The sequence below is a fragment of the Streptomyces sp. JNUCC 63 genome, assembly GCF_054366325.1.
Genome location: NZ_CM135963.1, coordinates 2,857,123 through 2,871,966, shown reverse-complemented (window position 1 = coordinate 2,871,966; position 14,844 = coordinate 2,857,123). Strand labels below are relative to the sequence as shown.

Sequence of the window (14,844 nt, the reverse complement as noted above, 5' to 3'; positions counted from 1 at the left end):
CCGGGTCAGCGGGCCTGGTCGTTCCCGGCCGAGTGGTTGAGCTCGAACCAGACCACCTTGCCCGTGCTCAGCCGGGTCGCGCCCCAGCGCCGGGCCAGCTTGTTCACCAGGTACAGTCCGCGGCCGCCCTCGTCCGTGGCGCGGGCCTGGCGCAGGCGCGGCAGTTGCGGCACGTCGTCGCCGACCTCGCAGCGCAGTACGTCGGTGCGCAGCAGGCGGAGGGTGACCGGGCGGGAGGCGTAGCGCACGGCGTTGGTGACGACCTCGCTGACCAGCAGCTCCACGGAGTCGGTGAGCTCCTGCAGGCCCCAGCGGTCCAGCGCCCGGCGGGCCAGGCGGCGGGCCTGGCCGGGGGCGGAGTCCTCCGGTTCCAGGGACCAGTACGCCACGTCGCTCGGCGCGATCCCGTCGAAGCGGGCGGCGAGCAGCGCGATGTCGTCGTCCCGGTCGCCCGGGCCGAGCATGTCCAGGACCTCGTCGCACAGTGCCTCGAGCGGCGGCGGATGGTCGGGGCCGGTGAGCTGCGCGGTCGCCTGCAGCTTCTCGCGCAGCTGTTCTATGCCCGTCCATACGTCCCTGAGTCGCGACTCGACCAGGCCGTCGGTGTAGAGGAGCAGGGTCGCGCCGGCCGGGGCGTCCAGTTCCACGGCCTCGAAGTCGACCCCGCCGACACCGATCGGCGCGCCCGCCGGCACCCGCAGTACCTCCGAACGGCCGCTCAGGTGCAGCAGCACGGGCGGCGGATGGCCGGCGTTGGCGATGGTGATGCGGTGCGTGACGGGGTCGTAGACGGCGTACATGCAGGTCGCCATGCGGTCGGTGCCCAGGCGCTGCGCCTGCTCGTCGAGGTGGTGCAGCACCTCCTGCGGCGGCAGGTCGAGCCCGGCCAGGGTCTGCGCGGTCGTACGCAGCTGGCCCATGATCGCGGCCGAGGTCATGGAGTGGCCCATGACGTCACCGACGACGAGGGCGACCCGGCTGCCGGGCAGTGGGATCGCGTCGTACCAGTCGCCGCCCACGCGCGCGGTCTCCGCGGCGGGCAGATAGCGCGAGGCCAGCCGTACGCCCGTGGGGTGGGGCAGCGTCTCGGGCAGCATCGTGCGCTGCAGCTCGTCGGCGATGTACGCCTCACGGCCGTACAGCACCGCCTTGTCGATGCCCAGCGCGCTGTGCGTGGCGAGCTGGGCGGCGACCAGCAGGTCGTCGGGCTCGAACGCCTGGCGCTCCGGGCGGCGCAGGAACAGCGCGGCACCGATGACACGGCGCCGGCCGCGCAGCGGGGCGAGGATGGTGCGCTGTCCGTCGGGCACCGCCAACTCGGAGCCTTGGCCGAGGAGTTCGGCGAGGGCCACCTGAGCGGCCGCCGTGTCCGTGAACACCGGCCGTACGCCCCGCAGCACCTCGCCCAGCGCGCTGCCCGGCCGCACCTCGCACAGCTCGTTGGTCACCACCGACAGCTCCGCTGGCTGCTCCGGCACCGGCGGCGGCACGTACACGCCGTCGGTGTCGCGCTCCGCCGGGATCCGGTCGGTACGGCGCAGCCGCAGCACGAGCGGGCCCACGGGCCGTTCGTCGCCCACCGGCAGCGGTTCGCGCAGATAGACGAGGATCGCGTCGGAGAAGGTCGGCACGGTGGCCCGGCACAGGCCCATGACGATCTCGTCGAGGTCCATGCCGCGCGCGATCCGCCGCGTGGCCGCCCCCACGAACCGCAGCCGGTCCCCGTCCCGCCGCATCGGCAACGGCCGCCCGGGCGGCAGTCCCTGGCCGGTACGACGCTCCTGACCGCCGGGGGGCAGGCCACGCCGGGTCCTGCGGTCCTGGCCGCCGGGCGCGCCCGCTGCCAGGGGCGCCTCGGCGCCCGTGCGAACGGATGCGACGCCGCCGGGGGACTCGCCGTCGCCGGTCCCGTGGTCCGCGTTTCCGCCTTCGCCGGTTCCGCCGTCGGTCGCCCTGCCCTCGGCGGACTCCGCCTCGGCTGTCACGGTCTCGGTTGTCATGGCCTCAGTTGTCGGGGGCTCCACGGCCGTCGCCTCCACGGCCGTCGCCTCCACGGCCGTCGCCTCCGCGGCCCTCGCCGCCGCGTCCGGCTGGGCCGGGATGCCCTCCGGCGCGGGACGCGGACGGTGGGCGCCGGGCTCGGCGGACGCGGACTGGGAGTGCTCGGAGCCGGCGGCGCGGGACTGTTGCGGTAACGCCGAGGCTCCCGAGGCGGTCGGGGTACGCAGGAGTGCCCCACGGGCGTCCGTGGGGTCGGCGCCCGTCTGGGGGCGTTCGAAGGAGGTCGGCTGCTCCGTCACGCGTGTCGAATCCATCCGTCCGGGGCCGCGCGCCGGGCGCGCAGTTCGTCCCGCCGAAGACCCGATACCCGGAATACATGTCCCAGGAACGGATTTCCGGCGTGGTCAGAGGCTGTTCCTGTGCCACCGGCGAACCGTTCGTGGCCCGCACGGGTGTTGCCGTCGTACCCCTCGCTCACGTCCTGCCGCCCCTCGGTGACATCCGGTCAGACCTGGCCTGCGGCCCGGGAGTTGCTCCTGATCCTCGTTCGATCGTTCCGATCGTTGCGGAGGACGATCCTACGTTTCCCGCCCGGGGGCGCATCAAGGGCCTCATGAGGCCATGCGCGCGGGCGTACGGTCCCAGTCGTCCGGGAGTGACGGTACCGCCCAGGCCGGGTCCGGGCGCCACTGCTGCCAGGACTCGCAGAACGGAGACCGCCAGGCACGGATCACCTCCACCGCGTCCCTGCCGGCGGCTTCGACCCGCTCGGCGAGCTCGGCGTCCACCAGTCCGTCGCGCTGCGCCTGCGCGAACTCGTCCTCGTCCCGCCAGTGCCAACTGCGGTCCGGGTGCACGGAGATGTCCAGAAAGTGATCCTCGGAGTCGACTCCGCCCGCCCAACGGGCGAGCGGCTCCTCCAGGTTGACGTACCAGTTCTTGAACCGCCAGCCCGGCTCCCAGAACAGCCACACCGACCAGGGCTCGCCCGGCCGGGCCAGCTTCAGCACTCCGGTGCCGGACCAGCGGTCGCGCCGTACGGTCCGCGGCCTGGTGTAGCGCGACGCGAGCGGTTCCAGGTGTACCGGGGTGCCGTCGGCGAGCACGGGTTTGACGCACTCGGTGCCGGGCGCCATCCACACGGCGAGCAGGTCCGGGTCGTCCCGTACGATGGTGACGGGGCGCGCGATGTGGAAGCGCGCGCCGCCGTTCTCCCGGTACCGCCACAGGATCTGGCTGCCCGGGGTCCAGTGGGCCGTCGCACCGCCCACGGCCGCGCGTGTGGTCGCTCCGTCGTCTGCCATGTGCAGATTTTAGGTGCCCGGGGCACCTGATGCCGTCGAGGGCGTCATGGGTTCACGCCCGGGCGGGAGATGTCACGGGCGTGTCATCCGCAGGACGTCCAGCGCCTCGTCGAGCTGTTCGACCGTGAGCTGTCCGCGCTCGACGTACCCGCTCTCGACGACGACCTGGCGGATGGTCTTCTGCTCGGCCAGCGCCTTCTTGGCGACCTTCGCCGCCTCCTCGTACCCGATGTACTTGTTGAGCGGGGTGACGACGGAAGGGGAGGACTCGGCGTACTCGCGGGCGCGCTCCCGATGGGCGACGATCCCGTCCACGGTGCGGTCGGCGAGCAGCCGGGAGGCATTGGCCAGCAGCCGGACGGACTCCAGGACGTTCTTGGCGATGACCGGGAGCATGACGTTGAGCTCGAAGTTGCCGGAGGCGCCGGCGGTGGCGACGGTGGCGTCGTTGCCGGTGACCTGGGCGCAGACCATGAGGACGGCCTCGGGAATGACCGGGTTGACCTTCCCCGGCATGATGGACGACCCCGGCTGCAGATCGGGCAGGGAGATCTCGGCGAGCCCGGTCCGGGGCCCGGAGGCCATCCACCGCAGATCGTTGGCGATCTTCGTCAGGCCCACGGCGATGGTGCGCAGCTGCCCACTGGTCTCGACGATGCCGTCCCTGGCGCCCTGCGCCTCGAAGTGGTCGCGGGCCTCGGTGAGCGGGAGCCCGGTGGCGCGGGCGACCTCTTCGATGACGGCGGCGGAGAACCCGGGCGGGGTGTTGATCCCGGTCCCCACCGCGGTCCCGCCGAGCGGCAACTCGGCCAGCCGCGGCAGGGAGGCGTTCAGCCGCTCGACCCCGTACCGCACCTGGGCGGCGTACCCGGCGAACTCCTGACCGAGGGTCACGGGCGTGGCGTCCATGAGATGCGTCCGCCCGGACTTCACCACGTCGGCGAACTCCTCGGCCTTGCGGGTGAGGGCGGCCGCGAGGTGGTCCAGGGCGGGGATCAGGTCGCGGGTGACGGCGGCGGTGGCGGCGATGTGGATGGAGGACGGAAAGACGTCGTTGGAGGACTGCGACGCGTTGACGTGGTCGTTGGGATGCACGTCCCGTCCGAGCCGCTCGGTGGCGAGGGTGGCGACGACCTCGTTGGTGTTCATGTTGGACGAGGTCCCGGACCCGGTCTGGAACACGTCGACCGGGAAGTGTTCGTCCCACTTCCCCTCGGCGACCTCCGCCGCCGCGTCCTGGATCGCCTGGGCGACGTCCTTGTCGAGTACCCCGAGCTCCGCGTTGACCTTGGCCGCGGCGCCCTTGATCCGCGCCAGCGCCTCGATGTGCGCGCGCTCGATCCGCTGCCCGGAGACGGGGAAGTTCTCCACGGCTCGCTGCGTCTGGGCGCGCCACTTGGCGTGGACGGGGACCTGGACTTCGCCCATGGAGTCGTGCTCGATGCGGTAACCGACTGCGTCGTTCTGGCCGTTTGCCATTGGGGACACCTCCATGGGGATCAGCATCGCCGGGGCGCGTGATGTTCCCGGGGCGGCCCGTCAACGTGTCCGCAGCTGTTCGTCCAGCCGGCCCAGCTCGTCGAGAAGCTCCGTGTCGCCCTCCCACTTGGCCAGCCGCCGGAGGCCCTCCGGGGAGAGGCCGGTGACCTGTGGCGTGCGGCCCTGCAGGACAGCGATGCACAGGCGCAGGGCGGCCCGGTCCACGCCGAGGGGACCGGCCCGGGGCACGTCACGGACCCGGCGGACGTACTCGGCGGCCTCGCCCACGTCGCGGAGGGTGAACAGAGCGGTGAAGAAGAGCGTCGCGTCGTCGTTGCAGGTGCGGAGGGCCTGGTCTATGCGGCGGCGGCTGCGCAGTTCGCGGAAGGCGGAGGTGAGGAGGCTGTGCAGCAGAAACAGGGCGATCAGGACAATGGACCCCGCACCGACGATCACGGCGATGCGGGAGTGCAGGGACAGGAGGTAGAACGCGCCGATGACCGCTGTCCAGAGCACGAGCGTCGTCACGGTGCGCGGATTGATCTGGCCGAGCCCGCCCCGCAGCACAGCCCATCCTCGCCGCAGGGCCACGGAGACGACGAGCACGCGCTGAAGGGCGCCCAGTTGCTGAACCGTGCGACCCTCGTGCACGGCGTACAGCACGCCCGGGCCCCAGAGCATCGCGTAGAAGCTCGCCACGGACGTGACGCCTGTGGCCATGGCCTCGGCCACAGGCAGACGGCCGCGCCCGATGTCGACGAGCATGAGAACGGCTCCCACGCCTGAGCCCAGAAGCGCCACCACGCCCAGGTAGCGGAGGACCGACTCGGTCGTCGCACCTGGTATCGGACGCCAGCGGCGGACGAGGTCGTCCAGGATGCTGAACGGCTTGCCGCCGCCGTACGACAGCGGCTGCGTGGCCTGGAAGATCCAGAACATGACGACTGGGAGGAGAAACCCCAGCAGAGCCATGGGCGGCCGCTGCCACGGGCCCGCCTCGGGCTGGGAGACCCCGTACCCGAGCAGTCGCACCACGACGGTCGGCAGCGCGAGCACCACCACCCACCGAGGCGTCCGGTCCACGATTCGCCGTATCCCGACGAAGTCCTCCGTTCCCCGCAACCGCTCCAGATCCACGTCCAGCGCCTGCGTCTCCGCCGCCGACGTCCTGCGCCCCAGCCGGGTGATCAGCAGCCGCCGGACGGAGGCGCGGATCGCCGGCGACAGAGACGGCAGCGTGGCGCAGTCGCGCAGCGCGGTCATGCGAATCCAGTTGCTGTCCCCGGCGAAGGCGCGGTCGATGTACTGCTCCCGGGTCTCCTCGGACAGCAGCGGCAGGCAGTCCAGCGCGAACTTGCGGTCGCTGACGCTGCCTTTCCGCCACGCCACGTCCACCAGCTCCTCGATCAGCGGCCGGACGGCCTCGTGCGGCCACTCCGCCCTGCCTTGGTAGGCGGCGGTCAGCAGCTCCAGCACGTGCACGGTGGCGGGCGACCACGCGAACTCCCCCGCATTCGCCCGCCGTGCCCGGTCCAGCTCGCCGACCAGGACCGCGGCCAGCGCGTCGAGCAGCGGCCCGGTGACCTCCGGCGGCCCGTCCTGGAGCACGGTGACGGCGGTCTCCCTCCACCGCCCGTTGGTCACCAGCTCCTCGCGGGGTACGGCCGTGGGACGGGCGGCGACGTACCGGCTGGCGAAGTACTGCTGGACCCGGCGGTGGCCGAAGAAGACGCGGCGCCCGCCGGTATCCGTCGCCTCGTCCTGCGCGCCCTCCTCGTCGGCCGTCGCGGAGGAGAAGCCGATGATCCGGGAGCCGGTCAGCGCACGGTCGAGCAGGTCGCGCAGGGCCGGCACGTCCCGCGTCTCCTCCCTCAGCGCCTCCCGCAGGCCGGCCTCGGAGACGGAGAGGCCGCCGCCGGACGCCGTCAGCCGGAAGGCGAAGCGGTCGAAGAAGTTCTCCAGTCGGCGTTTCACGTCGGCGGCCCGGTAGCTGTCGGGGTCGAGCCCCGCGTGGGACAGGCCCTCGCGCACCCGCAGGCTCGCGAACTCGGCGAACAGGGCGCTCGGCCGGTCCGGTGCCGCCCGCCGGGACTGGACGTACGTGGCGAGGAGCCTGAGACTCAGCGGGTTCTGGAGCTCGGTGGTGAAGCCGCGCCGGGGGTCCGTCAGCAGCTCCCGGACGAGTGCGATGCCATCACTGCCGAGGTGGGCCCCGCGCAGGAACTCCTCCTGCCGGGTGAGGGAGAGCCCGAGGATGTGCAGCTGGGTCCAGCCCGCCGAGCGCAGGCCCTTGTACTCCCGGCACGCCACCACGCAGCGCCCTCCGCCCCCGACGAGCTCGATGATCGTCTGGACGTACGGGGCGACTACCGCGTCGACCGTCGCGCTGCCGAGGACCGCCGGGATCTCGTCGAAGGAGTCGAGCAGCAGGATCACCCGGCGGTTGCGCAGATCCTCGGCGAAGCAGTGGGCGAAGTAGGAGGCGACGTCGGTGCTGCCGCGCGGGCCGGTCTGCTCCATGATGTAACGGCGCAGCAACTCGGTGTTGATCTCGTCGGGGCTCGCGGTGAGTTCGCGCAGGTTCACATGGACGGGCAGGGGCGCGCTGTCCGGGGCACGGCCAGTGCTGATGTGTTCCAGCAGGGACACCGCGTGCCGGCGCAGGGCGACGCTCTTGCCGGAACCCGCGACGCCCTGGAGCAGGACCAGGTCGGCGTCGGGCTGGGCCAGGGCCTCGGTCAGGGGCTGGGTCGAGTACCGGCCGCGTCGGTGAGGCAGACCGCGGCGGCCGACGGCGGTACTGCCCTCGACGTCCTCGACGAGCACCGCCAGGTCGGTCAACTCGCCGCCCAGCCACTGACTTTCGTCGCTCGTGGACCTCAGTTTGCGTAGCAGCAGCCGGGCCAGCGACCGCCGGAACGCGGGGTCCTGCGGCGGGGACGGAGGCGGCGCGGTGCCGTCTGGTACCGCGCCGCCGCGGGACGGGCCGACGAGGCCGGAGATGTGGATGTCCCGCGCGTTGAACACCGGCGCCGTGACCGTCCAGTTCGGCTGCTCGAACTCGGCGTTCGCCTCATCGGATCCCGGCATGGTGTGGCGCCGATCAGAGGTGGTGGCCGGCCCACTGCGCCAGCTCGTCCACGGAGGCGCCGAGCTCGTTCGCGGCGTTGGCGGCACCGGTCAGACCGCGCAGCAGCGCGCCGACCCGGGCGAGGCCACGGACGACCCTGCCGCTTCTGGTCGAGTCACCGGCGTCCGGAGATCCGTCCGGGTCGTCGGAGTCTGTGCCGTCGGATTCCGTGCCGCCCGGGTCGGAGTCGTCGTCGGCGAGGCCCGTGTCATCGGCGTCTGCGTCACCGGCGTCCGATCGCACCGTCTCCCCGAGGTCGGCCACCTCCGCCAGCTCCTGGTCGACCGCGGCGAGTTGGGGCTCCGGGACGTTCTCCAGGGCCCGGATGCGGGCCCGCAGTTCCTCCACCACCGCGACGAACTCCGACGGCCCGCTCTGCTCGGTGAGGTGGAGGTCACCGGCGATGTTGTAGACCTTGCTGTTGTGCAGCTGCCAGGAAGACTGGTTGAAGGTCATGCCGCGAGCTCCCCCCGAGAGTGACAGGACATCAGCGTAGAGCCACTGCCGCCCCGTTGACATCGCGAAGACGCGGATTGGTCCCGGGGCTCTGCCGAGGGGAGCGGAACGCACGGCCGAGGGCGTTACGCCAGACCGGGCCCCCGCACCGGAATCGACGTGAACGTCGGCTGCGGCGCCGGGTCGGTGAAGAAGTCGTTGCCCTTGTCGTCGACGACGACGAACGCCGGGAAGTCCTCGACCTCGATCTTCCAGACCGCCTCCATGCCGAGCTCCTCGTACTCCAGGACCTCGACCTTCTTGATGCAGTCCTGGGCCAGCCGGGCCGCGGGCCCGCCGATGGACCCCAGGTAGAAGCCGCCGTGCGCGGCACACGCGTCCGTGACCTGCTTGCTCCGGTTCCCCTTGGCCAGCATCACCCTCGAACCGCCCGCCGCCTGGAACTGCTCGACGTAGGAGTCCATCCGCCCGGCCGTGGTCGGACCGAACGAGCCCGATGCGTAACCCTCGGGAGTCTTCGCCGGCCCGGCGTAGTACACCGGGTGGTCCTTGAGGTACTGCGGCATGCCCTCCCCCGCGTCGAGCCGCTCCTTGATCTTCGCGTGGGCGATGTCCCGGGCCACGACCAGCGGCCCGGTCAGCGACAGCCGGGTCTTCACGGGGTACTTCGTCAGCTCCGCGAGGATCTCGTCCATCGGCCGGTTCAGGTCGATCCTGACGACGTCGTCGTCGGACAGGTGCTCGTCCGTCGTCTCCGGCAGGAACCGCGCCGGGTCCTTCTCCAGCTGCTCCAGGAACACACCCTCGGGCGTGATCTTCGCCAGTGCCTGCCGGTCCGCCGAGCAGGACACCGCGATCGCGACCGGGCAGGACGCGCCGTGCCGCGGCAGACGGACCACGCGCACGTCGTGGCAGAAGTACTTGCCGCCGAACTGCGCCCCGATGCCGATCCGCTGCGTCAGCTCGAAGACCTTCTCCTCCAGCTCCTTGTCCCGGAAGCCGTGCCCGAGCGGCGAACCCTCGGCCGGCAGGTTGTCCAGGTAGTGCGCGGAGGCGTACTTCGCGGTCTTCAGCGCGTACTCGGCCGACGTACCGCCGACCACGATCGCCAGGTGGTACGGCGGGCACGCGGCCGTGCCCAGCGAACGGATCTTCTCCTCCAGGAACTTCATCATGGAGGCCTCGTTCAGGACGGCCTTCGTCTCCTGGTACAGGAAGGACTTGTTGGCCGAGCCACCGCCCTTGGCCATGAACAGGAACTTGTAGGCGCCGCCGTCCGTCGCGTACAGCTCGATCTGCGCGGGGAGGTTGGAGCCGGTGTTCTTCTCCTCCCACATGGTGAGCGGAGCCATCTGCGAGTAGCGCAGGTTCAGCTTGGTGTAGGCGTCGTAGATGCCCCGGGAGAGCGCCTCCTCGTCTCCTCCCGCCGTCAGCACGTTCTGCCCGCGCTTGCCCATCACGATCGCCGTACCGGTGTCCTGGCACATGGGCAGCACGCCCGCGGCGGCGATGTTCGCGTTCTTGAGCAGGTCCAGGGCGACGAACTTGTCGTTCGCCGACGCCTCGGGGTCGTCGATGATGCGGCGCAGCTGGGCGAGGTGGGCCGGGCGCAGGTAGTGCTGGATGTCGTGGATGGCCTCCTCGGCCAGCTTGCGCAGCGCCTCCGGCTCGACCTTGAGGAACGTACGCCCGTCGGGCCCCTCGGCGGTGGAGACGCCCTCGGACGTCACCAGCCGGTACGGGGTGGTGTCCTCACCCTGCGGGAGCAGATCGGTGTACGTGAACTCCGGCATTGCAGCCCATTCCTCACTCGACAGACGGCCGCCCGCCGACATTGGCGGGCATCAGACAGCGTAGGACCTGCCGCTGACAGCGAACCTGTGAGGTCCGGCTCAGCCTCCCGCTCGGCCCCCGGCCCGCCGCCCGACGCGCCCGCTCGTCCACACCTCTAGTCGCGATCTATCGCGTTTCGGTACCCTGCTGCCGTGGACCTTCAGAAGCAGACCGAACCGCGCACGGCCGCGGCCCCCGCTCCCGCGCCCGTCGCCGAGCTGCGCGCCTCGGACGCCGACCGTGACCGTATCGCCGACATCCTGCGCGAGGCCCTCGCCGAGGGCCGCCTGACCGCCGACGAGCACGCCGAGCGCGTCGAGGGGGTGCTGAGCGCCAAGACGGTCGGTGAGCTGGAGGTCTTCATCCAGGACCTGCCCGCCGCCCACCAGGGCCGCACGGCCCCGGCGTACACCCCCGCGCCCAACCGCCCGGCGGCCGGCACGATACCCCCCGTCGCCGACGAGAACGTGGTGGCGGTGTTCAGCCAGGCCACGCGCAGAGGCCGCTGGCGCGCCGGACGCCGGCTGCACGCGTACGCGATCTTCGGCAGCGTGGAGATCGACCTCAGCGAGGCGATCTTCGAGTACCAACAGGTCGTGATCAGGGCCGTCTCGGTCTTCGGCGACGTGCAGGTCCGCGTCCCGGAGAACGTGTCGCTGCGCGGCACCGGCGGCGGCGTCCTCGGCAACTTCGAGGTGGCCACGCTGGACTCGGCCGAGTCCGAGGCACCCGTCGTCTACGTCGACGGCTGGGCCGTCCTGGGCAACGTCGAGGCGCGGCCCAAGCGCGGCAAGCTCGTCGCGGACATCCTCGACCGGGTGCAGCGCAAGGTCGACAAGCGTCTGCGCAAGCATCTCTGACCGACCTCTGACCAACCGCACGGTTCGGAACTCAGTGCATAGGCGCGCGCACAGCGGGTAGGCCTTGCTGCATCGTCTCTCGGAGCACCCTTCAGCTCGCGAAGCCGTCGTCAGGAGAAGACCGTGCTGCAACCGCCGCATTCGTCCCTGCAGGTAGCTGCCGTTCCGGCCCAGCGGGTGCCAGCGCGGGACAGGGATCAGGAGGCGCCCTGGCACACCGAGGCGGTGTGCCGGCGCGACGAGGCCGGCCTGTTCTTCGCGCCCTCCAAGGAGCCCACCGCCGCCCGGCTGTCCCGGGAGGAAGCGGCCAAGCGGGTCTGCGCGCGCTGCCCGGTCATGGTCGAGTGCCGCGAGCACGCGCTGCTGCAGCCCGAGCCCTACGGCGTCTGGGGCGGCCTCACCGCCGCCGAGCGCCGTGTCGTCCTGGCCCGGCGCCGCCGCCGCGACCTGGAGCTGAAGAAGACGGCCCGCACGACGGGGCGTATAGCGGCAGCCGGCTAGCAGTCGGGTTCCCCGCGCGTTCCCTCGTGCGCGTGAGGCGCCCCCGCCGCACCGGGGGCGCCCTTCGAGTTCCGTACCGCCGCGTACGAGGTGCTACTTCGCGCGGTCGAAGTCGATCGCGCTGTAGGCACGCAGCTTGCTCAGCCGGTGCTCGGAGTCGATCCGGCGGACCGTGCCGGACTTGGAGCGCATGACGATCGAGTCGGTCGTCGCCGTCTCCGAGCGGTAGCGCACACCGCGCAGCAGCTCGCCGTCGGTGATGCCGGTGGCGACGAAGAAGACGTTCTCGCCGGAGACCAGGTCGTCCGTGGTCAGCACGCGGTCGAGGTCGTGCCCGGCGTCGATCGCCCGCTGCCGCTCCTCGTCGTCCTTGGGCCACAGCTTGCCCTGGAGCGTGCCGCCCAGGCACTTCACGGCGCAGGCCGAGATGATGCCCTCGGGCGTGCCGCCGATGCCGAGCAGCAGGTCGATGCCGGTGCCGTCGCGCAGCGCCAGGATCGAGCCGGCCACGTCGCCGTCGGAGATCAGCTTGATGCGGGCGCCCGTCTCCCGGATCTCCTTGATGATGCCCTCGTGCCGCGGGCGGTCGAGGATGACCACGGTGACGTCCTCGGGCGTGGCCCGCTTGGCCTTGGCGACCCGCTTGATGTTCACCGACACCGGCGCGTCGATGTCGACGAAGTCGGCCGCGTCCGGTCCGGTGACCAGCTTGTCCATGTAGAACACGGCGGACGGGTCGAACATGGCGCCGCGCTCGGCGGCCGCGAGGACCGCGATCGCGTTCGGCATGCCCTTGGCGGTCAGGGTGGTGCCGTCGATCGGGTCGACGGCGATGTCGACCTCGGGCCCGGTGCCGTCGCCGACGTGCTCGCCGTTGAAGAGCATCGGGGCCTCGTCCTTCTCGCCCTCGCCGATGACGACGACGCCGTTCATCGACACGGTGGAGACGAGGGAGCGCATGGCGCGCACCGCGGCGCCGTCGGCGCCGTTCTTGTCACCGCGCCCGACCCAGCGGCCCGCGGCCATCGCCGCGGCCTCGGTCACCCGGACGAGTTCCAGGGCGATGTTGCGGTCGGGCGCCTCGGAGGGCACTTCAAGCTCGGACGGCAAGTGGTGATGCTCGGTCATCGGAGCGCACCTTTCTGATACGGCGACGGCCGGATGAGGGTGTTGCCCCGACTCTATCGCCGGGTGGACAAAATGAGCAGGGGGCCCCACGGATGAGCGGACCGGACACCTGCGACGATGGAGGCGTGGCACGTTCGAATGGCAAGCAGAAGACGGTCCGGGACATGCTCCTCTCCCTGGGCCTGATCGGGATCGCGGCGGGGGTCATCTACCTCTTCGTCCCGCATGGCGGCGGTGCTCCCGACCTCAAGCGGGTCGACTACAGCGTCGAGCTGCTCACGGCACGCCGTGCGGCGTCGTACCCGGTGGCCGCACCCGAGGGCCTGCCCGACAGCTGGAAGGCGACCTCGGTCCGCTTCCGGGCCGGCGAGAAGGACCACTGGCACCTGGGTTTCCAGGATCCCGACGGTCAATACGTGGCGATCGAGCAGTCCGCTCAGAAGCGCAAGGACTTCATCGACGACGCCAGCCAGGGCGGGCACGCCACGAAGGTCACCCAGAAGATCGACGGCCGTACGTGGACCCGCTACGCCGGCGGCCGCTACGACGCGCTCGTGCTGGAGGGCACCAAGGGGTCCACGACGGTGGTCACGGGCACGGCGTCCTGGGACCGGCTGACGACGATGGTGAAGGCGCTGAAGACGTCCTGAGCCCCGGGCCGGGGCTCACTCGGGCCTACCGCGGCCTACTGCGAGGCCCGTGCCCCGTCCTCCTCCTCGGCCAGCGCCGCGTCCAGCCGGGCGCGCGCGCCCTCCAGCCACCGCCGGCACACCTTGGCCAGCTCCTCGCCCCGCTCCCACAGCGCGAGGGACTCCTCCAGGCTCGTACCGCCCGCCTCCAGGCGCCGGACGACCTCGATCAGCTCGTCGCGGGCCTGCTCGTAGCCGAGCGCCTCGTCCGCCGGGGATGCCTTGCTTGTCATTCGACCACCCTATGTGTCGACACGAACAGTGAACTCGCCCTCGGCGACCCGTGCCCGCAGGGCCTCGTCCGCCGTCACCTCGGCCGGGTCGCGGACCACGTGCCCGTCGGCCTTCTGCAGCACGGCGTACCCGCGCCGGAGGGTCGCGGCGGGGGAGAGGGCCACCACGCGCGCGTGCGTGTGCGCCAGCTCGGAGTCCGCGCGGTCCAGCAGGTGCCGCAGGGTGCGACGGCTCCGGTCGAGCAGGGAGACGACGTGGTCCGCCCGCTCGTCGATCATGCGGTGCGGGTCCTCCATGCAGGGCCGGGCGAGCGCGTGGGCCAGCCCGCGCTCCTCCCGTTCGACGAACGCCTGTACGCATCTGCGGGCGCGGTCGCGCAGCTGCCGTACCCGCTCGTACTCCTCGCCGACGTCCGGCACGACCTTCTTGGCGGCGTCGGTCGGGGTGGAGGCGCGCAGGTCGGCGACGTAGTCGAGCAGCGGGGTGTCCGGCTCGTGCCCGATCGCGGAGACGACCGGCGTACGGCAGGAGGCGACCGCGCGGACGAGCTGTTCGTCGGAGAAGGGCAGCAGGTCCTCCACGCTGCCACCGCCCCGCGCCACGATGATCACGTCCACGTCGTCGGTCTCGTCGAGCTCCTTGACGGCCTGCACGACCTGCGGGACGGCATGGACACCCTGCACGGCGACGTTGCGCACCTCGAAGCGGACGGCGGGCCAGCGCTGCCGGGCGTTCTCCAGCACGTCCCGCTCGGCGGCGGAGGCCCGGCCGCACACGAGCCCGATCAGCTGGGGGAGGAACGGCAGGGGCTTCTTGCGCTCGGGCGCGAACAGCCCCTCCGACGTGAGCGCCTTCTTCAGCTGCTCCAGCCGGGCCAGCAGCTCCCCGACCCCCACGGGCCGTATCTCGGCGGCCCGCAGCGACAGCTGCCCGCGCGGGGCGTACCACTCGGGTTTCGCGTGCACGACGACCCGGGCGCCCTCGCTGACGACATCGGCGATCGCGTCGAACACCTGTCGGTAGCAGGTCACGCTGACGGAGACGTCGTACGACGGATCGCGCAGCGTCAGGAACACCACGCCCGCGCCCGGCCGCCGCGACAGCTGCGTGATCTGCCCCTCCACCCACACGGCCCCGAGCCGCTCGATCCAACCCCCGATCAGCCGCGACACCTCACCGACGGGCAGGGGGGCTTCGGGAGACGTGGAGACAGCCATGTCCGCGAGAGT

At 71.7% G+C, this 14,844-nt stretch carries 12 protein-coding genes; 3 read left to right on the top strand and 9 right to left on the bottom strand.

All coding sequences use genetic code 11. The annotated features are described in order from the left end of the window. Positions 1–5: 5 nt before the first annotated feature. The 6 genes from ACX25U_RS12905 to ACX25U_RS12880 all read right to left on the bottom strand — a co-directional run bounded on the left by ACX25U_RS12905 (position 6) and on the right by ACX25U_RS12880 (position 10,163). Positions 6–2,300: a SpoIIE family protein phosphatase gene (locus tag ACX25U_RS12905; protein ID WP_454391683.1), complete on the bottom strand. Its 2,295-nt coding sequence runs from the start codon at positions 2,298–2,300 to the stop codon at positions 6–8. A gap of 312 nt (positions 2,301–2,612) precedes the next feature. Beyond that, positions 2,613–3,305, bottom strand: coding sequence for a cytidylyl-2-hydroxypropylphosphonate hydrolase (gene fomD / locus ACX25U_RS12900; protein ID WP_454391681.1), 693 nt, complete (start codon positions 3,303–3,305; stop codon positions 2,613–2,615). Positions 3,306–3,377: 72 nt separating this feature from the next. Then, the gene (locus ACX25U_RS12895; RefSeq protein WP_454391679.1) at positions 3,378–4,784 is read right to left on the bottom strand and encodes a class II fumarate hydratase; all 1,407 of its coding nucleotides are present in this window, start codon (positions 4,782–4,784) and stop codon (positions 3,378–3,380) included. A gap of 60 nt (positions 4,785–4,844) precedes the next feature. Next, positions 4,845–7,874: an NACHT domain-containing protein gene (locus tag ACX25U_RS12890; protein ID WP_454391677.1), complete on the bottom strand. Its 3,030-nt coding sequence runs from the start codon at positions 7,872–7,874 to the stop codon at positions 4,845–4,847. 13 nt (positions 7,875–7,887) lie between these two features. Continuing rightward, positions 7,888–8,370 carry a hypothetical protein gene (locus tag ACX25U_RS12885; protein ID WP_454391675.1) on the bottom strand — a complete coding sequence of 161 codons (483 nt, stop codon included), beginning with the start codon at positions 8,368–8,370 and terminating at the stop codon, positions 7,888–7,890. 125 nt (positions 8,371–8,495) lie between these two features. After that, positions 8,496–10,163 (bottom strand): fumarate hydratase, encoded by a 1,668-nt coding sequence (locus ACX25U_RS12880; RefSeq protein ID WP_454391673.1) that lies wholly within the window; start codon positions 10,161–10,163, stop codon positions 8,496–8,498. A gap of 192 nt (positions 10,164–10,355) precedes the next feature. On the opposite strand from ACX25U_RS12880, the gene ACX25U_RS12875 reads away from it, so the two are divergent. Together ACX25U_RS12875 and ACX25U_RS12870 are read left to right on the top strand one after the other, a co-directional pair. Then, entirely contained in the window at positions 10,356–11,063 is a 708-nt protein-coding gene (locus ACX25U_RS12875; RefSeq protein WP_454391671.1) for a DUF1707 SHOCT-like domain-containing protein, read from the top strand. A 123-nt stretch (positions 11,064–11,186) separates the two neighbouring features. Next, positions 11,187–11,564 carry a WhiB family transcriptional regulator gene (locus tag ACX25U_RS12870; RefSeq protein ID WP_454391669.1) on the top strand — a complete coding sequence of 126 codons (378 nt, stop codon included), beginning with the start codon at positions 11,187–11,189 and terminating at the stop codon, positions 11,562–11,564. A 93-nt stretch (positions 11,565–11,657) separates the two neighbouring features. Here the strand turns inward: ACX25U_RS12870 and glpX are convergent, their stop codons facing one another. Continuing rightward, positions 11,658–12,692: a class II fructose-bisphosphatase gene (gene glpX / locus ACX25U_RS12865; protein ID WP_454391667.1), complete on the bottom strand. Its 1,035-nt coding sequence runs from the start codon at positions 12,690–12,692 to the stop codon at positions 11,658–11,660. Between the two features lie 125 nt (positions 12,693–12,817). On the opposite strand from glpX, the gene ACX25U_RS12860 reads away from it, so the two are divergent. Next, complete coding sequence (locus tag ACX25U_RS12860; protein WP_454391665.1) at positions 12,818–13,342, top strand: DUF4245 domain-containing protein; 525 nt, start codon at positions 12,818–12,820, stop codon at positions 13,340–13,342. A 35-nt stretch (positions 13,343–13,377) separates the two neighbouring features. Here ACX25U_RS12860 and ACX25U_RS12855 read toward each other — a convergent pair whose 3' ends face one another. Both ACX25U_RS12855 and xseA read right to left on the bottom strand, forming a co-directional pair. Next, entirely contained in the window at positions 13,378–13,614 is a 237-nt protein-coding gene (locus ACX25U_RS12855; RefSeq protein WP_454391664.1) for an exodeoxyribonuclease VII small subunit, read from the bottom strand. A gap of 9 nt (positions 13,615–13,623) precedes the next feature. Then, positions 13,624–14,832: an exodeoxyribonuclease VII large subunit gene (xseA, locus tag ACX25U_RS12850; RefSeq protein WP_454391662.1), complete on the bottom strand. Its 1,209-nt coding sequence runs from the start codon at positions 14,830–14,832 to the stop codon at positions 13,624–13,626. Positions 14,833–14,844: the final 12 nt, after the last annotated feature.

Coding starts and splice junctions, on each gene's coding strand:
- fomD (WP_454391681.1), bottom strand. CDS start 3,305: ATGGCAGACGACGGAGCGACCACACGCGCGGCCGTGGGCGGTGCGACG.
- ACX25U_RS12895 (WP_454391679.1), bottom strand. CDS start 4,784: ATGGCAAACGGCCAGAACGACGCAGTCGGTTACCGCATCGAGCACGAC.
- ACX25U_RS12890 (WP_454391677.1), bottom strand. CDS start 7,874: ATGCCGGGATCCGATGAGGCGAACGCCGAGTTCGAGCAGCCGAACTGG.
- ACX25U_RS12885 (WP_454391675.1), bottom strand. CDS start 8,370: ATGACCTTCAACCAGTCTTCCTGGCAGCTGCACAACAGCAAGGTCTAC.
- ACX25U_RS12880 (WP_454391673.1), bottom strand. CDS start 10,163: ATGCCGGAGTTCACGTACACCGATCTGCTCCCGCAGGGTGAGGACACC.
- glpX (WP_454391667.1), bottom strand. CDS start 12,692: ATGACCGAGCATCACCACTTGCCGTCCGAGCTTGAAGTGCCCTCCGAG.
- ACX25U_RS12855 (WP_454391664.1), bottom strand. CDS start 13,614: ATGACAAGCAAGGCATCCCCGGCGGACGAGGCGCTCGGCTACGAGCAG.
- xseA (WP_454391662.1), bottom strand. CDS start 14,832: ATGGCTGTCTCCACGTCTCCCGAAGCCCCCCTGCCCGTCGGTGAGGTG.